The sequence below is a fragment of the Sphingomonas sp. ABOLH genome, assembly GCF_003951715.1.
In the GTDB taxonomy this organism is placed as follows: Bacteria; Pseudomonadota; Alphaproteobacteria; order Sphingomonadales; family Sphingomonadaceae; genus Sphingomonas; species Sphingomonas hankookensis_A.
In genome coordinates, this window is record NZ_QQWV01000011.1 from 49,549 (window position 1) to 69,876 (window position 20,328).

Annotated in this window: 18 protein-coding genes and 1 pseudogene; 4 read left to right on the forward strand and 15 right to left on the reverse strand. The window is 65.3% G+C overall.

The annotated features are described in order from the left end of the window. The first annotated feature begins 26 nt into the window (after positions 1–26). Positions 27–587: a polyhydroxyalkanoate synthesis repressor PhaR gene (phaR, locus tag CA237_RS07590; protein WP_066692097.1), complete on the forward strand. Its 561-nt coding sequence runs from the start codon at positions 27–29 to the stop codon at positions 585–587. Positions 588–971: 384 nt separating this feature from the next. On the opposite strand, the gene CA237_RS07595 is transcribed toward phaR, so the two are convergent. Beyond that, complete coding sequence (locus CA237_RS07595; RefSeq protein ID WP_066692094.1) at positions 972–1,772, reverse strand: methyltransferase domain-containing protein; 801 nt, start codon at positions 1,770–1,772, stop codon at positions 972–974. A gap of 26 nt (positions 1,773–1,798) precedes the next feature. Here CA237_RS07595 and CA237_RS07600 point away from each other — a divergent pair, with 26 nt between their 5' ends. Beyond that, a complete protein-coding gene (locus CA237_RS07600; RefSeq protein WP_066692090.1) occupies positions 1,799–1,990 on the forward strand; it encodes a hypothetical protein in 192 nt (63 codons plus the stop codon). A gap of 319 nt (positions 1,991–2,309) precedes the next feature. Here CA237_RS07600 and CA237_RS07605 read toward each other — a convergent pair whose 3' ends face one another. The 9 genes and pseudogenes from CA237_RS07605 to mdh all read right to left on the reverse strand — a co-directional run bounded on the left by CA237_RS07605 (position 2,310) and on the right by mdh (position 13,739). Next, positions 2,310–3,476, reverse strand: coding sequence for an aspartyl protease family protein (locus CA237_RS07605; protein ID WP_066692085.1), 1,167 nt, complete (start codon positions 3,474–3,476; stop codon positions 2,310–2,312). Positions 3,477–3,511: 35 nt separating this feature from the next. After that, positions 3,512–5,029, reverse strand: coding sequence for a CpaF family protein (locus CA237_RS07610; protein WP_066692081.1), 1,518 nt, complete (start codon positions 5,027–5,029; stop codon positions 3,512–3,514). Positions 5,030–5,201: 172 nt separating this feature from the next. Further along, positions 5,202–6,602, reverse strand: a complete 1,401-nt coding sequence (gene lpdA, locus CA237_RS07615) for a dihydrolipoyl dehydrogenase (protein WP_066692078.1) — start codon at positions 6,600–6,602, stop codon at positions 5,202–5,204. Between the two features lie 25 nt (positions 6,603–6,627). Then, complete coding sequence (locus CA237_RS07620; RefSeq protein ID WP_066692074.1) at positions 6,628–7,122, reverse strand: YfbM family protein; 495 nt, start codon at positions 7,120–7,122, stop codon at positions 6,628–6,630. A gap of 16 nt (positions 7,123–7,138) precedes the next feature. Next, positions 7,139–8,383 carry a 2-oxoglutarate dehydrogenase complex dihydrolipoyllysine-residue succinyltransferase gene (odhB, locus tag CA237_RS07625; protein WP_126013593.1) on the reverse strand — a complete coding sequence of 415 codons (1,245 nt, stop codon included), beginning with the start codon at positions 8,381–8,383 and terminating at the stop codon, positions 7,139–7,141. 42 nt (positions 8,384–8,425) lie between these two features. Continuing rightward, positions 8,426–11,389 (reverse strand): 2-oxoglutarate dehydrogenase E1 component, encoded by a 2,964-nt coding sequence (locus tag CA237_RS07630; protein ID WP_084401693.1) that lies wholly within the window; start codon positions 11,387–11,389, stop codon positions 8,426–8,428. 76 nt (positions 11,390–11,465) lie between these two features. Further along, complete coding sequence (gene sucD, locus CA237_RS07635) at positions 11,466–12,350, reverse strand: succinate--CoA ligase subunit alpha (protein ID WP_066692063.1); 885 nt, start codon at positions 12,348–12,350, stop codon at positions 11,466–11,468. 103 nt (positions 12,351–12,453) lie between these two features. Beyond that, positions 12,454–12,675: pseudogene (locus CA237_RS07640) on the reverse strand (GIY-YIG nuclease family protein); the annotation flags it as partial. A 101-nt stretch (positions 12,676–12,776) separates the two neighbouring features. Next, the gene (gene mdh, locus CA237_RS07645) at positions 12,777–13,739 is read right to left on the reverse strand and encodes a malate dehydrogenase (protein ID WP_066692058.1); all 963 of its coding nucleotides are present in this window, start codon (positions 13,737–13,739) and stop codon (positions 12,777–12,779) included. Between the two features lie 303 nt (positions 13,740–14,042). On the opposite strand from mdh, the gene CA237_RS07650 reads away from it, so the two are divergent. Together CA237_RS07650 and CA237_RS07655 are read left to right on the forward strand one after the other, a co-directional pair. Next, positions 14,043–14,324: an ETC complex I subunit gene (locus tag CA237_RS07650; RefSeq protein ID WP_066692775.1), complete on the forward strand. Its 282-nt coding sequence runs from the start codon at positions 14,043–14,045 to the stop codon at positions 14,322–14,324. Next, positions 14,321–14,731, forward strand: a complete 411-nt coding sequence (locus CA237_RS07655) for a DUF2147 domain-containing protein (protein WP_066692055.1) — start codon at positions 14,321–14,323, stop codon at positions 14,729–14,731. The genes CA237_RS07650 and CA237_RS07655 overlap by 4 nt, the downstream gene beginning before the upstream one ends. A 3-nt stretch (positions 14,732–14,734) precedes the next feature. On the opposite strand, the gene CA237_RS07660 is transcribed toward CA237_RS07655, so the two are convergent. From CA237_RS07660 to CA237_RS07680, 5 genes are all read right to left on the reverse strand, one after another. After that, entirely contained in the window at positions 14,735–15,397 is a 663-nt protein-coding gene (locus tag CA237_RS07660; RefSeq protein ID WP_126013596.1) for a heavy metal-binding domain-containing protein, read from the reverse strand. Between the two features lie 93 nt (positions 15,398–15,490). Next, a complete protein-coding gene (locus tag CA237_RS07665) occupies positions 15,491–16,255 on the reverse strand; it encodes an EAL domain-containing protein (protein ID WP_232308022.1) in 765 nt (254 codons plus the stop codon). Between the two features lie 228 nt (positions 16,256–16,483). Continuing rightward, positions 16,484–18,127: a chaperonin GroEL gene (groL, locus tag CA237_RS07670; protein WP_066692045.1), complete on the reverse strand. Its 1,644-nt coding sequence runs from the start codon at positions 18,125–18,127 to the stop codon at positions 16,484–16,486. A 91-nt stretch (positions 18,128–18,218) separates the two neighbouring features. Further along, a complete protein-coding gene (gene groES / locus CA237_RS07675; protein WP_066692772.1) occupies positions 18,219–18,506 on the reverse strand; it encodes a co-chaperone GroES in 288 nt (95 codons plus the stop codon). 136 nt (positions 18,507–18,642) lie between these two features. After that, on the reverse strand, positions 18,643–20,034 hold the full coding sequence (locus tag CA237_RS07680; protein ID WP_066692043.1) for an MATE family efflux transporter: 1,392 nt from the start codon (positions 20,032–20,034) through the stop codon (positions 18,643–18,645). Positions 20,035–20,328: the final 294 nt, after the last annotated feature.

The window sequence follows — 20,328 nt, forward strand, 5'->3', positions numbered from 1 at the left end:
CATCTTTCGCGCAAAGGTTTTTTCCCATGAAGAAGGCAGCGGCCGACGGCAGCCCCGTCATCATCAAGAAATACGCCAATCGCCGGCTCTATAATACCGAGACGTCCTCCTACATCACGCTGGAGCATCTCGCGGCGATGACGCGCGAGCATCGCGACTTCAAGGTCGTCGATGCCAAGACCGACGACGACATCACCCATAATGTGCTGACGCAGATCATCATGGAAGAGGAAAGCCGGGGGCAGACGCTGCTGCCGGTCAGCTTCCTGCGCCAGCTGATCACCCTGTACGGCGATTCGATGCAGGCGATGGTGCCCGGCTATCTGGAGGCGTCGATGGACAGCTTCCGCCGCAACCAGGAACAGTTCAAGACCGCGGTCGAGGGCGCGTTCGCCCATTCGCCCTTCGCCGAGATCGCCAAGCGCAACCTGGCGATGTTCGAGGCGGCGGCGCATGCGTTCAAGCCGGGTGCGCCGGGCGCCACACCTGCGCCGGGCGCGACCGAAGCCCCGGCCAAGAATGACGAAATGGCCGCGCTGCGGGCCGAACTGGCACGGTTGCAGGACAAGGTCGACAAGCTGGGGTGAGGTTCGACCGATCTATTCGGTTCGAGCGGCTTTGAGTGTGTCGAGAGGCGTCGGTCGAGAATGCCCGCCCGGCGGAACCCCGTTCTCGATACGCGCTCTCGACTTCGCTCGATCGCTACTCGAACCGAACGGAGTGGGGAGTGGGGAGCGGGAAGTGGGAAAGCCGACACCCCCACCCGTTCGTCCTGAGTAGCCGCTGAGCTTGTCGAAGCGGCGTATCGACGGACCGGTGGTTCGGGGCGTTCGGCTTCGCCTAGTCTCTACTCCCCAACGGGGGAGCGTTGGGCCACACAAGCGTTCTCGACGGCCGCTTCTCGACAGGCTCGAAGTTGCTCGAACCGAACGGGGAGTATGGGGGAGGGGACATTGCCTCCCCCACTTCGCTCACTTCGGCTTCAAGAACCGCAGCGTCATCCGGTCGCTCTCGCCGATCGCGGCATATTTCGCGCGGTCGACGTCCTTCAGGCGATAGGTCGGCGGCAGCGTCCATACGCCTTGCGGCCAGTCGGCGGTATCCTTGGGATTGGCGTTGACGTTCGACCGCGCAGCCAGCTTGAACCCCGCCTTGGTCGCGAAGGCGATGACCGAGCTTTCCTTCATATAGCCCGATTTCTCCTCGGCGGCCGCGTCGCGCGCCTCGGGCAGGCGGTGTTCGACCACGCCCAGCACGCCGCCCGGCTTCAGCATGCGGAACATCGCATCGAACGCCGCCTGCGCCCGGTCGGCGCCGCCGAAGCGCCAGTTATGCACGTTGCGGAAGGTCAGGACCTTGTCGGCGACGCCGTCGGGCACGCCCGCCTGTCCGGCCTCCGCCGGGAAGGCGACGGCCTGCGCCTTGCCGAACGCGGTCGCGTCGCGTGCCTGCAGCTTCGTCAGCATGTCCGATGTACGCGGCAGCGGACCGGCGGCGACATAACGCCCCTTTTCGCGCAGCATCGGCGCCAGAATTTCGCTGTACCAGCCATTGCCGGGCCAGATTTCGACCACCGTGTCGGTTGGCTTCACGCCGAAGAAGGTGAGTGTCTCGACCGGATGGCGATAGCGGTCACGCGCCACATTGGCCGGGCTGCGCAGCGGCGACCCGACCGCCGCGGCGAGCGGGCGGCGCGGTGCCTGGGCCGGGGCGGGGGTGAGGGCGACCAGCGCGGCACTTAGGACTGGCAGGAACAGGGCGGTTCGACGCATGGGAGACTCCTGAACGGGAGGAACGGGTGGACGACGCACATCGGTGGTTATGGACGATTGCGGGCGCGGCGGCGATGCTCTTTGCAGTGTCGGTGCTGGCGGAACGTCGCCGTACCCTGCGCCGCGATCCCGACCGGGTCGGCTGGATGCCGTGGACGCTGGTGCAGCTGATCGCCGTGCTGGTGATGGTGTTCGGCGTGGCGATGGCGTTGAAGTAGGGGAAAGTCCGCCGGTTCCGGACGTCGCCGCAGCGAAGGCGGGGCCTCCCCAGTTCCTGCTGCGTGCTACAACCGGGAGATCCCAGCCTTCGCCGGGATGACGCTCGAATCGAAGCGGGTGGATCAGGCTTTAACGCGGTTTCCGATCAGATTGAACCACCGTCATCGCCCTGCGGACAACCGCTCACGCGGCGGGGTGATGTCGGTCCGGGGCTGCGTTGCTCGTCGGTGACGATGCCGATGCATCGCGGCCTCCTCGCGCCTTGTCCCGATCCTAAATCACCTCCGTGCCAGTGATCCAATCTGGTCGGAAATCGCTCTAGTAAAAATTCGCCAGCGTCAGCGAGCGTTCCGCGCCGTCGCACAGCGCCAGCTTCACGACCCGTCCGGGCGTATCGGTGCCCCAGCGCACATCGACCCCGCCATCGGGGGTCAGCGACACCGGCTTGCCCTCAACCGCGCAGATCAGTTCGTCCGCCTTCCACCCGGCCTTCGCCGCCGGTCCGCCCGACATGACATGCAGCACGCGCAGCCGGGCACGGTCATAGCCAAGCAGCAGCCCGCTGGTCGATTTGAGCGGCGGGGGCGGGGCGAACGGGTTGGGGGTGACGACCATCTGCCCGGCGACAGGATCGAGCAGTACGCGGTAGCGCAGCAGCAGCCCGGTCCCGACGCGTCCGGCGACGCGGACCTGTTTGGTGAAGCCGCCATCGCCCTCGATCCGGAGTTCGATCGGGCCGGTCGGCACCCCGCCCAACGCGACCTTGTCGGTCACGGTCATCCCTGCATCGACCACGCCCCCTGCGCCGAAGGCGATGGTCGAGGTCACCCGCGCACCCTTTAGTCCTGCCGCTCGCCACTGGCTGCGCGCGACGCTCAGCGATCCGCCATCGCCGGTATCGACCAGCAGCGGGCGGACGCGATGTTTCCCCAGCGTCGCTTCGGTCAGGTACAGTCCGCTGCCCGCCTGCAGGCTCATCGGAACCCTGGTGCCGGCAAAGGGCATCCGGCCGCTCGGCAACAGGCGGAAGCGGCGATTGGCGAAATCGATGTCGATCGCATGGCGCGCGATCAGGTCGGTGCCGACCAGCACCTCGGCATCGCCCGATGCGCTGGCGAGCAGTTTCGGCAGGTCGATCACCGCGACGCGACCGCCGCTGCGGCTGAACGCACCGAACGCGACCGTTTTCGTCGCGGCCCAGTCGACCCGGATCGCCCCGCCCAGCGCGACGCCGGCGGCAGCATCCTGCGTATCGACGGTCAACTTCGCCCGTCGCGCGAACTCCCGGCTGACCGCGCTATGGTTCAGCCCGGTATCGAGCAGCGCCTGCGCCGCGACGCCATCGATGGTCATTGCAAAGCGCAGATGGTTGGCGGCGGTCAGCGTGAACGGCACCCAGCGCGCCTCCGCATCGGCGGCAAGCTGCCCCTGCGCATGGGCGGCGACGGGCGCGCACAGCAGCAGCGCAAAGGACAGGCGGAGCATCACCGCGCGACTGTAGGCCGGCTAAATCCCCGGCGCTACAGGCATGCCTCCAGCAGCGCCTGGTCGAAACCGTACTGTTTGGCCTTGTCGAGCGTATAGGGGCGCATTCCCATCGAACGGTATTCGCCGATGATCTTGCCGTCGGCGCTCTCGTCCAGATATTCGAACTTGAACAGTTCCTGGGTGACGATCACCGGGCCTTCCATCCCGATCACCTCGGTAATGTTGGTCACGCGGCGCGAACCGTCGCGCAGGCGCTTCACCTGCACGATCAGGTCGACCGAATCGGCGATCTGGCGGCTGATCGCTTCCTTGGGCACCTTGATGTCCGACATCATCACCATGTTCTCCATACGCGCGAGGCATTCGCGCGGGGAGTTGGAGTGGAGCGTCGCCATCGATCCGTCGTGGCCGGTGTTCATCGCCGCCAGCAGGTCGAAACACTCCGACCCACGAATTTCGCCCAGGATGATCCGGTCCGGGCGCATACGCAGCGCGTTCTTCACCAGGTCGCGGATGGTGATCTCGCCTTGCCCTTCCAGGTTCGGCGGGCGCGTTTCGAGCGGCAGCCAGTGCGGCTGTTGCAGGCGCAGTTCGGCGGCGTCCTCGATGGTTAGCACGCGCTCGCCCGGGTCGATCATCTTCGACAGGGCGTTGAGCATCGTGGTCTTGCCCGAGCCGGTGCCACCCGAAATCACGATGTTGAAGCGGCTGGCCCCGGCGACCTTCAGCGCGGTCGCCATCTTGGTGCTCATCGACCCGAAGCCGGCCATCATGTCGATGGTGATCGGCTTGGCCGAGAATTTACGGATCGAGATCGCGGTGCCCTTGAGGCTCAAGGGCGGCACGATCACGTTGACGCGGCTGCCGTCCTTCAACCGGGCGTCGGCCAGCGGCGTGGTCTGGTCGACGCGGCGGCCGACCGAGTTGCAGATGCGCTGTGCGATCTGGAACAGATGCTCCTCGTCGCGAAACGCGATATTGGCCAGCTCCAGCTTGCCCTTGCGTTCGACGAAGGTCTGTTCGGGACCGTTGACCATGATGTCGCTGATCGCCGGATCGGCCAGCAATTCCTCGAGCGGTCCGAGGCCCAGCAGCTCGTCGACCAGCACCTTTTCCAGCGCGAACTGTTCGCGCCGGTTGAGCGTCAGTTTCAGCTCGGCCAGCACCTCGCCCACGATCGGGCGGAATTCCTCGGCGAGCTCGTCCTTGGTCAGGGTCGCGGCGGCTTCGGGGTCGACGCGTTCGAGCAGGCGGGGGAGCACCTGTTCCTTGATGCGGTGGATCGAGGTTTCGAACCCTTCGACCCGGCTGTTGCCGGCCTCACCCGACAGCGCCTGCCGATCGGCGAGGCGCTGCATCGCGTCGCCGACGCCCTGCGGCATCGCGCTCGCCTGTTCGCCGGGCATGGGTTCCAGGTCGCCGCCGGGCAGCGGCACCTGCCCCAGCGGCGGGAATTGCGGGGCGAGGTCGAGATCGGCGGGCCGCGCGGATCCCGATCCCTGCATCGGGCGGGCGACGCCGAACGATGGCCTGCCGCCCGATCCGCCCATTCCGCTGCGCCGTCCGAATGCGTTCACGCCTGCCACCCCATCGAATCCTGTGGAGCGAGCCTAGGCGACAAGATTTTACAACTTCCTAACCACGCGGAACGGCACCGTCCGGACGCAAGAAGGGCGGAGCATGTCGCCATGCCCCGCCCCTGTTGCAGCCGTTGTCGCCCGATCAGATGTGGATCGGCTTGCCCTGCACCGCCATTGCCGCTTCCTTGAGCGCCTCGGCATGGGTCGGGTGGGCATGGCAGGTATAGGCGATGTCCTCGCTGGTCGCGCCGAATTCCATCGCCTGCGCCGCCTGTGCGATCATCGTGCCGGCCAGCGATGAGACGATCCACACGCCGACGACGCGGTCGGTCTTGGCGTCGGCGATGACCTTCACGAAGCCGTCGGTGTCGCGGTTGGTCTTGGCGCGGCTGTTGGCGACGAAGGGGAACTTGCCGACCTTCACCTCGCCCCTTTCCTTGGCGGCTTCTTCGGTGAGGCCGACGCCAGCGATTTCGGGCATGGTGTAGACGACCGACGGAATGACGTCGTGGTTCACGATGCCGGTCTGGCCGGCGATGAACTCGGCGACGGCGACGCCTTCGTCTTCCGCCTTGTGCGCCAGCATCGGGCCGTGGACCACGTCGCCGATCGCCCAGATGCCGTCGACCTTGGTGCGGAATTCCTCGTCGATATCGACCTGGCCGCGCTGGTTGACCGACAGGCCGGCCTTGTCGAGCGCGAGACCCTCTGTGTTCGCGCGACGGCCGATCGACACCAGTACCGCGTCCGCGGTCAGGGTCGTGGCCTCGCCACCGGCCGCCGGTTCGAGCGTCAGGGTGGCGGTGCCGCCATCGACCGATGCCGCGGTGACCTTGGTCGCGGTCTTGAGGTCCATGCCCTGCTTCTTGAACAGCTTGGCCGATTCCTTGCGGACCTCGCCGTCGAAGCCGGGCAGGATCTGGTCGGCATATTCGACAACCGTAACCTTGGCACCCAAGCGGCGCCACACGCTACCGAGTTCGAGGCCGATAACACCGCCGCCGATCACGACCAGATGCTCGGGCACCTTGGGCAGCGCAAGCGCACCGGTCGAATCGACGATCACCGCCGCGTCATTGTCGACCTGCACGCCGGGCAGCGGCGTCACCGACGAACCGGTCGCAATCACGATGTCGCGCGCGGTGACGGTACGATCGCCGACCTTTACGCTGTGGTCGTTCTCGAACGACGCATAGCCCTTCAGCCATTCGACCTTGTTCTTCTTGAACAGATATTCGATGCCACCGGTCAGCTCGCCGACTGCCTTCTTCTTTTCGGCATGCATCTGGTCGAGGTTGAGCGACGCGCCCTGAATCTCGACGCCGAACTTGGCAAGGTGACCGCCGGTCGCTTCCTCGTACAGTTCCGACGCGTGCAACAGCGCCTTGGACGGGATGCACCCGACGTTCAGGCAGGTCCCGCCCAGCGTCTCGCGCCCCTCGGCACAAGCGGTCTTGAGGCCCAGCTGCGCCGCGCGGATCGCGGCGACATAGCCGCCCGGGCCGGCACCGATTACGAGGACGTCGAAGTCGTATTCAGCCATTGGTTTGCATCCCGTCCAAATCGTTTCAGGCGATCACGCGGATCGCACCGTCGCCGGTCGCCCGGCAATTCGCAGCGAAGCGGCGCAGCGCCGGCACCCCCTGCATCACATATTCGAGCGCCTCGGCACCCTCGTCTACAAAAACGTCCGCAAGATATACATCGGCGCGCAGCATGGCCGGAGGATCGTAACGGCGTTCGAGCGTCGCGTCGTCCAGTCGATCGAGCGCGTCGGCGAACGCCCGCATCATGGGCGGGGAGATCAGGCCGATCCCGCCCTCGCCATTCTCGTCTGCGCCCAATTCGGGCAGCGCGGCGATAATGATGCCTAGCGGATGACCGACATCGTCGGCCGATCCGGTGAGGAGGTAGTGGACCGCGTGCCACGCCTTGTCGAAGTCGACGAGGTCGAGATTCTCCACGGCTTCTTCGAACACGAACTCCTCGAACACCGATGGGTCGGCAATCAATCGGTCGAGGTCGGACTGACCAGCCCGACGCAGATAGATCACCATGCCCATCGGTGCTCGCCGTTCCTTAGAGGTCGATCAGCAGGCGCGTCGGGTCTTCGATCGCGTTCTTGAGCGCGACGAGGAAGGTCACCGCCTCGCGACCGTCGATCAGGCGATGGTCATAGCTGAGCGCGAGGTACATCATCGGACGCACCACGACCTGTCCGTTACGGACGACCGGGCGTTCCTCGATGCGGTGCAGGCCCAGCACCGCCGACTGCGGCGGGTTGATGATCGGAGTCGACATCAGCGACCCGAACACGCCGCCGTTCGAGATGGTGAAGGTACCGCCCTTCATCTCGTCCATCTTCAGCGTGCCGTCCTTGGCGCGCTTGCCGAAATCGGCGATCGTCTTCTCGACACCCGCGACCGACAGCTTGTCGGCGTCGCGGATGACCGGCACGACCAGCCCCTGCGGCGCGCTGACGGCGACCGAGATGTCGGCATAGTCGTGATAGACGATCTCGTCGCCCTGGATCTGCGCGTTGACCGCCGGAATATCCTTCAGCGCCATCGTCGCGGCCTTCACGAAGAAGCCCATGAAGCCCAGGCGGACGCCGTGCTTCTTTTCGAATAGGTCCTTGTACTTGGCGCGCGCCTCGATCACCGCCGTCATGTCGACGTCGTTGAAAGTGGTGAGCAGCGCGGCGGTGTCCTGCGCTTCCTTCAGGCGGCGGGCGATCGTCTGGCGCAGGCGCGTCATCTTCACGCGTTCTTCGCCACGGGTCGGTGCAGCGGCGGCCGGCGCAGCCGCGGCCGGGGCGGCAGCGGCGGGCGCTGCTGCGGCCGACTTGTCACCGGCGGCGGCAACGACGTCTTCCTTGGTGATGCGACCGTCGCGGCCGGTGCCCTTGACCTTCGCCGGATCGACGCCGTGTTCGAGGATCGCACGACGCACCGACGGCGACAGCGCGGCGGCGTCGACATTGGCGTCGCCGGCGGCCGGGGCCTGCTGTGCGGCTGCCGGGGCAGGGGTGGCGACAGGTGCCGGCGCGGCGTCCGCCTTGGGAGCCGGCGCGGCAGCGGCACCGTCACCCGATTCGATCGTCGCGATCATCGCGCCGACCGACACGGTGTCGCCCGGCTGTACGGCGTGCGCGCCCATGACACCGGCCACGGGCGCCGGAACCTCGACCGACACCTTGTCGGTTTCGAGGCTGGCGATCGGTTCGTCGGCGGCGACCGCCTCACCGGGCTTCTTCAACCATTCGCCCAGCGTCGCTTCGGTGATCGATTCGCCCAGCGTGGGGACCAGAACTTCGGTTGCCATCGGATCTTCCTCATCTCCCCCGTGTCGGGGGTAATAACACGGTTAGGATGCGGCCTTGCCGGTGGCGCGATCGCCCTCGGCCTGACGGGTGCGGCGGATTTCGTCGCGGACATTGTGGCCGAGCGCATCGGCGACCAGCGCGCCCTGTTCGGCCTGGTGGCGCTTCATCAGCCCGGTGGCGGGCGATGCCGCCGCCGCGCGACCGGCATAGCGGGCACGCGGAACGTTCGAACCGGCTTCGGCCAGCGCTTCTTCGATCAGCGGTTCGACCAGGAACCACGAACCGTTGTTCTTCGGCTCCTCCTGCGCCCAGACCACATCGGTCAGGTTCGGCAGGTTGCGAAGCCGCGCGACCAGCGCGTCCGACGGGAACGGATAGATCTGTTCCACGCGGACGATCTGCGTCGACGTATCGCCCGCCGCATCGCGCGCCTCGATCAGGTCGAACGCGACCTTGCCCGAACACAGCACCAGCCGCGTCGTGTTCGCATCCGCCGGGGCCGACGGATCGGACAGCAGCCGCTTGAAGTGGGTGCCCGGCAGGAAGTCCTCCGTCTTCGACACGACCATCTTGTGCCGCAGCAGCGACTTCGGCGTCATTATGACCAGCGGCTTGCGGAAATTGCGATGCATCTGCCGGCGCAGCAGGTGGAACAGGTTCGCCGGCGAGGTGACGTTGGCGACCTGCATGTTGTCGCCGGCGCACAGCTGCAGGAAGCGTTCGAGACGCGCCGAGCTGTGTTCCGGTCCCTGGCCTTCGTAACCATGCGGCAGCATCATCACCAGGCCGTTGGCGCGCAGCCACTTGGCTTCACCCGCCGCGATGAACTGGTCGATCATGATCTGCGCGCCGTTGGCGAAATCGCCGAACTGCGCTTCCCAGATCACCAGCGCCTTGGGGTCCGCCAGTGCATAGCCATATTCGAAGCCCAGCACGCCATATTCGGACAGCGGGCTGTCGAGCACCTCGAAGCTGCCATGCTCGATGGTCTTCAACGGCACGAACTTATGCTCGTCGGTCTGGTCGACCCATACCGCGTGCCGCTGCGAGAAGGTGCCGCGACCCGAATCCTGACCCGACAGGCGGACGCCGAAGCCTTCCGACAGCAGCGAGCCGAAGGCCAGCGCCTCGGCAGTCGCCCAGTCGAAGCCCTCGCCGTTCGCGAACATGCCGCGCTTGGCATCGAGCACGCGGGCCAGCGTCTTGTGGATCTGGATATTGTCCGGAACCGTGGTCAGCGTGCGGCCGAGCGAATCGAACAGCTTCTGTTCGATGCCGGTGTCGACCGAACGGCGCGATCCTTCCGGGTCCATCGGCGCATGCAGCCCCGACCAGCGACCGGCGAACCAGTCGGCCCGGTTGGGCTTGTAGCTCTTGGCGTTCTCGAACTCGCCTTCCAGCAGCTGGGTGAACTCGGCGGTCTTCGAAGCGACGAAATCGCCGTCGACGACGCCCTCTTCTGCCAGTCGCTTGCCATAGATCTCGCTGACGCCGGGATGGCCCTTGATCTTGGCGTACATCAGCGGCTGGGTGAAGGACGGTTCGTCGCCTTCGTTATGGCCGAAGCGGCGATAGCACCACATGTCGATGACGATGTCGCGCTTGAACTGCTGGCGGAACTCGATCGCCATCTTGGTGGCGAAGGTCACCGCCTCGGGATCGTCGCCGTTGACGTGGAAGATCGGCGCCTGCACGCCCTTCGCCACGTCCGAGGGGTAGGGCGACGAGCGCGCGAACTGCGGGCTGGTCGTGAAGCCGACCTGGTTGTTGATGATGAAGTGGACGCAGCCGCCGGTATTGTAGCCGCGGATGCCGGAGAAGCCGAGGCATTCCCACACGATCCCCTGGCCCGCGAACGCCGCGTCGCCATGGATCAGGACCGGCAGGACCTGTTCGTGCTTTTCGATATCGCCACGGAAGGTCTGTTGCGCGCGCACCTTGCCCAGCACGACCGGATTGACCGCCTCGAGATGGCTGGGGTTGGCAACCAGCGACATGTGTACCGACACGTCGTCGAAGCTGCGGTCGGTCGAGGTGCCGAGGTGATATTTCACGTCGCCCGACCCGCCGATATCGTCCGGGTTGGCGCTGCCGCCGGCAAATTCGTGGAACAGCACGCGGAACGGCTTGGCCATCACGTTGGTCAGCACGTTCAGGCGACCGCGATGCGCCATGCCGTACACGATCTCGCGCACGCCCAGCTGGCCGCCATATTTGATGACCGCTTCGAGCGCGGGAATCATCGATTCACCGCCGTCGAGGCCGAAGCGCTTCGTGCCGACGTACTTGCGGCCGAGGAACTTTTCCCACTGTTCCGCCTCGATGACCTTGGCGAGGATCGCCTTCTTGCCTTCGGGGGTGAACTGGATCGCCTTGTCGCGGCCTTCCATCCGGTCCTGCAGGAACTTGCGCTCCTCCACGTCCGCGATGTGCATATATTCGAGGCCGACATTGCCGCAGTAATTGGCGCGCAGGATGTCGACGATCTCGCGGATCGATGCCCATTCGAGGCCGAGCGAACCGCCCAGATACACCGGCGTGTCGATTTCGGCATCCGAGAAGCCGTAATATTCGGTGCGCAGGTCCTCGGGCAGCTCGCGGCGGGCGAGGCCCAGCGGATCGAGATTGGCGGCGAGGTGGCCGCGCACGCGATAGGTGCGGATCAGCAGCTGCGCGCGGATCGCGTCGCCGGCGGCCTTTGCGACATCGACCTTCGGCGCGGCGGGGGCGGCCGCTGCCGGGGCAGGCTTGCCGCCGCGCGCGGGCTTGGGCGCCGGCTCCATCTGCGTCGGGTCGAGCGCGGCGGTCAGCTCGTCGGTGTCGGTCAGCGGCCAGCGCTTGCTCTGCCAGCTGGGATGCTGGGTCGCACCCTCCAGCCCTTCGAACCACTGGCGCCAGCCGGCATCGACCGACGAGGGATCCTCGCGGTAGCGACCATAGAGCGTTTCCACGAATGCCGGGCTGACGCCGGCGGCGATGTCGAAATCCTGGCCTTCGTAGCCCATGGTCACATCCTGTCCGCTTTTGCCCGGTCGAACCGGGCGGTGCCCCGTGCGGTTCCGCGCACGGGGCAAGTCACCTTCAACCGTTCAGCACTTCGAGCAGCGTCGAACCCAGCTCGCTGGGGGAAGCCGCAACCTTGATGCCGGCGGCTTCCATCGCCGCGATCTTGCTTTCCGCGTCGCCCTTGCCGCCCGACACGATCGCGCCGGCATGGCCCATGCGACGGCCCGGAGGGGCGGTGCGGCCAGCGATGAAGCCGGCCATCGGCTTCTTGCGGCCGCGCTTGGCCTCGTCGATCAGGAACTGCGCGGCCTGTTCTTCCGCATCGCCGCCGATCTCGCCGATCATGATGATCGACTGGGTCTCGTCGTCCGCCAGAAACAGCTCGAGCACGTCGATGAAGTTCGTGCCGTTGACCGGATCGCCACCGATGCCGACGGCGGTCGTCTGACCCAGCCCGGCGTTCGACGTCTGGAACACCGCCTCATAGGTCAGCGTGCCCGAGCGCGAGACGACGCCGACCGAGCCCTTCTTGAAGATCGAACCCGGCATGATGCCGATCTTGCACTCACCCGGCGTCAGCACGCCCGGGCAGTTCGGGCCGATCAGCCGCGACTTCGAACCCGACAGCGCGCGCTTGACCTTGACCATGTCGAGCACCGGAATGCCTTCAGTGATCGCGACGATCAGCGGGATTTCGGCGTCGATCGCTTCGAGGATCGAGTCCGCAGCGAAGGGCGGCGGCACGTAGATGACCGAGGCATCGGCACCGGTCTTCGACTTGGCTTCGGCGACGGTGTTGAACACCGGCAGGCCCAGATGCTCGCTGCCGCCCTTGCCCGGCGTCACGCCGCCGACCATCTGCGTGCCGTATTCCAGCGCCGCCTTGGTATGGAAGCTGCCGGTTTCGCCGGTCATCCCCTGGGTGATGACCTTGGTGTTCTTGTTGACGAGGATGCTCATCTTCGTTTCCCTTGCTGCTCCTGTAACGGAGCGAAAATCAGGTCAGCTGTCCGAACAGATCGTGCCAGCCGGGGTTGTTCTCTTCGATCAGCCGCAACTTTCACTCGCGGTTCCATTTCTTGATCCGCCGTTCGCGAAGCCGCGCCTCTTGCAGATCATCATGGCATTCGTACCAGACCAAGAGTTTGCAGTCGTGCTCGGTCGTAAATCCCTCAACCGTGCCACCGCGATGCTGATGAATGCGCTGGATCAGATTGCTGGTCGAACCGGTGTAGATCGTTCCGTTTCTACGGCTGGCGACGATGTAGACAAAACCTGCCTTCATCTTGCCGCTCCGTCGTATCCCCGCGCAGGCGGGGATCCAGAGCCACGGGCGTTACGCTCTGTTACCCTGGACCCCCGCCTGCGCGGGGGTACGGTACTTATTTACGCCAGCGTCTCGTCGATCCCCTTGCAGGCGACCAGCAGTTCCTTGACCGCGTCTACCGAGACTTGGAGGTTTGCTTTGGCTTCGGCGCCCAGCTTTACCTCGACGATCTTCTCGACGCCGCCGGCACCGATCACGACGGGGACGCCGACATAGAGGTCATCGACGCCATATTCACCGGACAGATAGGCGGCGCAGGGCAGGACGCGCTTCTGGTCATAGAGATAGGCTTCGGCCATCGCGATGCCGCTGGTCGCCGGCGCGTAGAAGGCCGAGCCGGTCTTGAGCAGGCCGACGATCTCGCCGCCGCCGCCGCGGGTGCGCTTGACGATCGCGTCGACGCGCTCCTTGGTCGACATGCCCATCTCGATCAGGTCGGTGACCGGGATGCCCGAGACGGTCGAATATTCGAGCACCGGGACCATCGTGTCACCATGGCCGCCCAGCACGAAGCTGTTGACGTCCTTGACCGACACCTTGAACTCGTCTGCGAGGAAGTGGCTGAAGCGCGCCGAGTCCAGCACGCCGGCCATGCCGACGACCTTGTTGTGCGGCAGGCCCGAGAATTCGCGCAGGGCCCATACCATCGCGTCGAGCGGGTTGGTGATGCAGATGACGAAGGCGTCGGGGGCATTGGCCTTGATGCCCTCGCCGACGGCCTTCATCACCTTCAGGTTGATGCCGAGCAGGTCGTCGCGGCTCATGCCCGGCTTGCGGGCGACACCGGCGGTGACGATAATTACGTCCGCACCCGCGATGTCGGCATAATCGTTGGTGCCGGTGATCGTCGCGTCGAACCCTTCGACGGGTCCGCACTGCGACAGGTCGAGCGCCTTGCCCTGCGGCACGCCTTCGACGACGTCGAACAGAACGATGTCACCCAGCCCCTTGAGGGCGGCGAGGTGGGCGAGCGTGCCGCCGATGTTGCCAGCGCCGATCAGCGCGATCTTCTTGCGAGCCAAGACGTCTCTCTCCGTAGCAAGTCGGGCGCGGTCCTGCCGCGACGCGGGCGCTGTACGGGGTTTTGGACGGCAAAACAACCCTAAAGCGCCCTTTAATGATAATAGATCGCAAATGCAATAGTCGGCAATCAGGGCGGAATTGCGCGGAAGTAGCGAGGTAACTCCTAAAAAATCGCGACCACGGGCTGCGTTCCGTATCCCAAATGCCGATTCGCGCGTAACCGCGGTGCGACTCTGCTGGCAAGCCGCGCGGGCTTTGCTATGCAGGGCGGGACATTCGCGATCGCTTACAAGGTTTCGTCCATGCCCAACGCCCGTATCTACCAGATCCCCAAGAACGCCATGCAGTCGGGGCGCGCCAAGACGCACACCTGGATGCTGGAATTCGAACCGGCCGAGCCGAAGCAGGCCGATCCGCTGACCGGCTGGGCGGGATCGGGCGATACGCGCGAGCAGGTGAAGCTGAAATTCCCGTCGCTCGACGCCGCGACGGACTATGCGACGCGCGAAGGCATCGCGTTCCATGTCGTGCCGGCGCCCGAGCGCAAGCTGAAGCTGCAGGCCTACGCGGACAACTTCAAGTGAGGTTGCGCGCGCTGGCCTTGGTCGCGGTGCTGGCGGCGACGCCGGCGCTTGCCGCGACGCCGATCGCGGGCCGTTATCTGACCGAGGACGGCGCGGGCGTGATCGAGGTGGCACGCTGCGGCGACAAGGTCTGTGGCCGGCTGGTGCGCATCATCAAGGCGACGCCGGGCGCACCGACCACCGACGTCAACAATAGCGACCCGGCGCTGCGGTCGCGGCCGATCCTGGGGATGCCGATCCTGTCGGGCTTTGCCGATGCCGGGAGCGACTGGCGCGGGCGCATCTATGATCCGCGCAACGGCAAGAGCTACAAGTCGATCGTGTCGAAGAACGCCGACGGGTCGCTCAAGGTACAGGGCTGCATCGCGATCTTCTGCCAGACTCAGGTGTGGAAGCCGGTGCGGTAGAATTTAGTTTGCTATGTCGCCCGTATGCCAGCGTTGCAGTTGAGCGATGCGGGCGTAGATTTCTTCGAGTTCTTGCGCCTTTTTGAATGCATCATCCGCCAATATGTCGCGAAGATTGGTGATGACTGCGGCCGTCCCTTGCATATTGACGGTTGCGGCATTGTTGTTGGTAGTGCCGTAGTCGATGTCGACGCCAACAATGCAGTTTGCGCCCAACGATCTCGCTTTCATGGCGAGAAGCGACCTGGCCGCGGCTTCTCCTTTGTTGACCTTGTGGCTCATGCCGGAGTTAACATTGACCATCCCGGCGAAATCAGAAAATCCTTGAGTAAATTCGTTGAAGAACCCGGTTCCCACAGTAATATTGGCTGTTACTAGGTTCTTTAAGCGAATATCGGCGGTCGCCGGAAGCCATGACATCGTAAGCATAGGAAAGTCCGTCACTCGATCTTGGGCAAGTGCGGATTTATCGGCAAGTTCCGAAAGGATGGCTTGTTTGGCTTGCGCTTCGGGCGTCGTCCCGCATTTGTAGCACAAGCCGCTGTAATTCGTGCCCATGATAAGATTGACGAACGTCACCGTCTCGCTCGATTTACGCTCGTTGGCAGATTTGAAAGTCGAGCCGGGCGTAATTGCAGACCCGCAATTTTGGCATTCATCGGCCAAGTTTATGTGCTCCTATTTCAAAGCTAATCTTATCCGATCTGCATCCTGCCACAAGCGTGAGGTGATGTGCAGTCGTGCGTGAGTATCAGCAATTTATGCCGCCAGCGTGGTGGCCGGTACGATGATCTGCGGCAGGATGCGGAAGCCCGGTCGCGCAAGCAGATAGCCCTGGATGTAGCGGATGCCGAGGTCGCGCAGTACGGCATATTCCTCGGCCGTCTCGATCCCCTCGGCGATCACCTGCATGCCGAGCGAGGTGGCGATGCGCACCATGCCCTCGACGATCAGCCGGCGCGGCACGCTGACGTCGATGCCGCGGATCAGGTCCATGTCGAGCTTCAGATAATCGGTCTGGAAGTTCGCGAGCAGCCCAAGGCCGGCATGGCCCGCGCCGAAATCGTCGAGCGCGGTCGCAAAACCCATCGCGCGATAGGTGTCGACGATGGTGCGGACATGGTCGGTGTCCGCCATCTCCTCATTCTCGGTGAATTCGAAGATCAGCCGGTCGGTCGGGAAGGCGTGGGTCCGTGCGGCTGTCAGCGTCGCCTGGATACAGGCTACGGGCGAATAGACCGCGTTGGGGAGGAAGTTGATCGACAGCCGTGCGTCGGTGGACAGGATGCCCGCCTTGACCGCGCCTTCGATCGCCGCCGTGCGGCATTGCTGGTCGAAGGCGTAGCGATTGTCGGGGGTCACCTGCGCCAGGATCTGCGCGGCGCCTTCGCCGTTCCGGCCGCGCACCAGTGCCTCGAACGCGAAGGGCAGGCCGGTATCGGCGTCGACGATCGGCTGGAACGCCATCGCGATCGCGAAATCGGGCTGGTCTTCGCGGCAGCCCCTGCATCCTGATCGCGTCATTGGGTGATCCCTTCGCACGCTGGCGTAGGGGAGGGAGGTTTCGGGGGTGTTAATGTGGATATGGGTGACGTAAAAAAGGCCGGAAGGGGGTGTCCCTTCCGACCTTTTTCTGTTGGGGTTTGGATCCCGCGACGGCAAAGCCGCCGCGCGTCGGTCGGGTGACAGGCACCCGCCGGCCGGATCGATGTGAGTCCTGCGCGAGCCATCGCTCGCGCAGGCCACATTCGATCAGAAGTCCATGCCGCCCATGCCGCCCATGCCGCCGCCGGCAGGCATCGACGGAGCCTTGTCTTCCGGCAGTTCCGAAACGGTGGCTTCGGTGGTGATGAGCAGGCCGGCGACCGAGGCCGCGTTCTGCAGCGCGGTGCGGACGACCTTGGTCGGGTCGATCACGCCGGCGGCAACCAGGTTCTCATACTGGTCGGTCGAGGCGTTGAAGCCGAACGAGGTGTCGTTCTGGTCGAGCAGCTTGCCCGAGACGACGGCGCCGTCATGGCCGGCATTCTGCGCGATCTGACGCACCAGCGCGGTCAGCGACTTGCGGACGATGTCGACGCCGCGCGTCTGGTCGTCGTTCACGCCGGTCACGCCTTCGAGGGCCTTGGTCGCGTACAGCAGCGCGGTGCCGCCGCCGGGGACGATGCCTTCTTCGACGGCTGCGCGGGTCGCGTGCAGCGCGTCGTCGACGCGGTCCTTGCGCTCCTTCACCTCGACCTCGGTCGCACCGCCGACCTTGATGACTGCGACGCCACCGGCGAGCTTCGCCAGACGCTCCTGCAGCTTCTCACGGTCATAGTCCGACGAGGTGACTTCGATCTGCTGACGGATCGCGTCCGTGCGGCCCTTGATCGCGTCGGCTTCACCGGCACCATCGACGATGGTGGTGTTGTCCTTGTCGATCGTGACGCGCTTGGCGGTGCCGAGCATGCCGAGCGTGACGGTCTCGAGCTTGATGCCGAGGTCTTCGCTGATGACTTCGCCCTTGGTCAGGATCGCGATGTCTTCGAGCATCGCCTTGCGACGATCGCCGAAGCCGGGCGCCTTGACCGCTGCGACCTTCAGGCCGCCGCGCAGCTTGTTGACGACGAGGGTCGCCAGCGCTTCGCCTTCGATATCCTCGGCGATGATGAGCAGCGGACGGCCCGACTGCACCACCGCTTCGAGGATCGGCAGCATCGCCTGCAGCGACGACAGCTTCTTCTCGTGGATCAGGATGTACGGGTCGTTGAGTTCGACCTGCATCTTTTCCGGGTTGGTGATGAAATAGGGCGACAGATAGCCGCGGTCGAACTGCATGCCTTCGACGACGTCCAGCTCGAATTCGAGACCCTTGGCCTCCTCGACCGTGATGACGCCTTCCTTGCCGACCTTTTCCATGGCTTCGGCGATCTTTTCGCCGACTTCACGGTCGCCATTGGCCGAGATGATGCCGACCTGCGCGACTTCCGACGAACCCGACACTGGCTTCGAGCGCGACTTCACGTCCTCGACCACCTTGGTCACGGCGATATCGATGCCGCGCTTCAGGTCCATCGGGTTCATGCCGGCGGCAACCGACTTCATGCCTTCGCGGACAATCGCCTGCGCCAGCACGGTGGCGGTGGTGGTGCCGTCGCCCGCGATGTCGTTTGTCTTCGAGGCCACTTCGCGCACCATCTGCGCGCCCATGTTCTCGAACTTGTCCTTCAGTTCGATTTCCTTGGCGACCGACACACCGTCCTTGGTGATGCGGGGCGCGCCGAACGACTTGTCGATGACGACGTTGCGGCCCTTCGGCCCCAGCGTGACCTTCACCGCGTCGGCGAGGATGTCGACGCCGCGCAGGATGCGTTCGCGGGCGTCACGACCGAATTTTACGTCCTTGGCTGCCATGGTGGCTACCCTTTCAAATTCTGGAAGTTTGCGAAGGTGGCGCGAAATGAGGGTTCACGCCACGATATAAGTAGCGAAAGGAAACTTATTCTCAGCCAACGATGCCGAGAATGTCGCTTTCCTTCATGATGAGCAGGTCTTCGCCATTGACCTTGACCTCGGTGCCCGACCACTTGCCGAACAGGATGCGGTCGCCGGCCTTGACGTCGAGCGGAGCGACTTCGCCCTTGTCGTTCTTGGCACCGGCGCCGGCGGCGACGACTTCGCCTTCCTGCGGCTTTTCCTTGGCCGTATCGGGGATGATGATCCCGCCGAGCGTCTTCTCTTCGGCTTCGACGCGGCGGACGAGCACGCGGTCGTGCAGCGGACGGAAGTTCATGCGCGATTCCCTTTTGCGATAACTGAACATGTCTTGGCACTCGCCCGTGGGGAGTGCCAGCGCCCCGGATATGTGGAGCCGTTCAGGTGCCGTCAAGCGGCGCGGGAACAAATTTGATGCTGATGTGTGCCGTGCGTCAGACGGAGCGCACCAGGCCGAGTTTCTCCCGCCGCCGCCAGCGATCGACCAGCAGCAGCGCGACCGCCAGCAGCCCGAAGGCGAGGCCGATCCACACGCCGACCCCGGCGAGCGGCGTCCAGAAGCCGAGCGCCACCGATACCGAGAAGCCGACCGCCCAATAGCCGATCAGCGCGATCACCATCGGCACCCGCGTATCCTGCACCCCGCGCAGCACGCCGGCCGCCACCGCCTGCGCCCCGTCGGCCAGCTGGAAGATGGCGGCGATCGCCAGATATTGCAGCGCCAGTGCGATCATCGCCGCATTGGCCGGCGCGTCGACATCGACATAGACCGACAGGAAGGCGCGCGGGAACAGCCAGAGCAGCAGCGCGGTGAACCCCATGAAGCCGGTGCCGACCGCCAGCGCCGACCAGCCCGCGCGCGCCATCCACAGCCGGTCGCCCGCGCCATAGGCCATGCCGACCCGGATCGTCGCCGCCTGCGCGATGCCGAAGGGCACCTGGAACAGGAAGGCCGCGATCTGCAGCGCGATGGCGTGGGCCGCGATCTCGGTCACGCCGATCCGCCCCATCAGGAAGCCGGCGGCGGAGAACAGCGCGCCTTCGAACGTCATCGTCGCGGCGATCGGCACGCCCAGCACGACGATCTGGCGCAGGCGCGACCCTTCGCCGCGCCACCAGTTGCCGAACAGGCGAAAGCGCCGCAGCCGCCGGTCGACCACGAGGACGGCGGCATAGGCAAGCATCATCGCGATCGCGGTCGACAGGCTGGCGATCGCCGACCCCTCCAGCCCCAGCGCCGGAACGCCGAGATTGCCGAACACCAGCAGCCAGTTGGCGAAGATCGACACGCCCAGCCCCATGGCGGTGATCGCCATCGCCCAGCCGGGCCGGCCCAGCGCCGAAGCGGTGATGCGCATGACGGTGCCCGCCAGCGCCGGGATCATCGCCCAGAGCAATATGTCGAGGAACGCATCGGTCCGCGCCGCGACCCGCGCATCCTGTCCGGCGAAGAGCAGCAGCGATTCGCCATGCGCCATCAGCGCCATGAAGGGGATGCTGCCCAGCACCGCGATCCATGCCGCCATGCGGAAGGAGCGGCGGACCTCGCGCACCGCATGGCGCCGCTGGCCCAGTTCGGCGGCAATGATCGGCGCGGCGGCACCGACCAGCCCCGACATGGCGAACAGAATGACGCCATAGACATAGACGCCCAGCGTCGCGGCGGCGAGTTCGACCTCGCCCAGTCGCGCGACGAACACCACGTCGACGGCATAGACCGCCATCTGCAACAGGTTCGCGCCGACCAGCGGCGCGGCGAGGCGCAGCGTCGAACCCAGTTCGGCGCGGGCGGTCGCGGGCGCGGCGGGGGCGGCGGCGTTGGTCATGGGGGGGCGTGTAGTCGGTTGGGCGCGGGGACGCCAGTTTCGGGGGCAACTCCCTAGTCATTCCCGCGAAGGCGGGAATCCATACACGCCGACGTTTCGGCAGGAACCGCGCAGGTAGCGTTTATGGACTCCCGCCTTCGCGGGAGTGACGAGGGGGGTATGCTTGTCGGTAAAGGGGGGTGGCACCGGCTGAACGAGTTTTCGTCACCCCGGACTTGATCCGGGGTCCCGCTTCTTCTTCTGGCGCGGGAAAGAAGCGGGACCCCGGGTCAAGCCCGGGGTGACGATGGACGA

Excerpts from the sequence above, each read along its gene's own strand:
- phaR (WP_066692097.1), top strand. The coding sequence starts at position 27 with ATGAAGAAGGCAGCGGCCGACGGCAGCCCCGTCATCATCAAGAAATAC.
- CA237_RS07595 (WP_066692094.1), bottom strand. The coding sequence starts at position 1,772 with ATGCGTCGAACCGCCCTGTTCCTGCCAGTCCTAAGTGCCGCGCTGGTC.
- CA237_RS07605 (WP_066692085.1), bottom strand. The coding sequence starts at position 3,476 with ATGCTCCGCCTGTCCTTTGCGCTGCTGCTGTGCGCGCCCGTCGCCGCC.
- CA237_RS07610 (WP_066692081.1), bottom strand. The coding sequence starts at position 5,029 with ATGGGCGGATCGGGCGGCAGGCCATCGTTCGGCGTCGCCCGCCCGATG.
- lpdA (WP_066692078.1), bottom strand. The coding sequence starts at position 6,602 with ATGGCTGAATACGACTTCGACGTCCTCGTAATCGGTGCCGGCCCGGGC.
- CA237_RS07620 (WP_066692074.1), bottom strand. The coding sequence starts at position 7,122 with ATGGGCATGGTGATCTATCTGCGTCGGGCTGGTCAGTCCGACCTCGAC.
- odhB (WP_126013593.1), bottom strand. The coding sequence starts at position 8,383 with ATGGCAACCGAAGTTCTGGTCCCCACGCTGGGCGAATCGATCACCGAA.
- CA237_RS07630 (WP_084401693.1), bottom strand. The coding sequence starts at position 11,389 with ATGGGCTACGAAGGCCAGGATTTCGACATCGCCGCCGGCGTCAGCCCG.
- sucD (WP_066692063.1), bottom strand. The coding sequence starts at position 12,350 with ATGAGCATCCTCGTCAACAAGAACACCAAGGTCATCACCCAGGGGATG.
- CA237_RS07650 (WP_066692775.1), top strand. The coding sequence starts at position 14,043 with ATGCCCAACGCCCGTATCTACCAGATCCCCAAGAACGCCATGCAGTCG.
- CA237_RS07665 (WP_232308022.1), bottom strand. The coding sequence starts at position 16,255 with ATGACGCGATCAGGATGCAGGGGCTGCCGCGAAGACCAGCCCGATTTC.
- groL (WP_066692045.1), bottom strand. The coding sequence starts at position 18,127 with ATGGCAGCCAAGGACGTAAAATTCGGTCGTGACGCCCGCGAACGCATC.
- groES (WP_066692772.1), bottom strand. The coding sequence starts at position 18,506 with ATGAACTTCCGTCCGCTGCACGACCGCGTGCTCGTCCGCCGCGTCGAA.
- CA237_RS07680 (WP_066692043.1), bottom strand. The coding sequence starts at position 20,034 with ATGACCAACGCCGCCGCCCCCGCCGCGCCCGCGACCGCCCGCGCCGAA.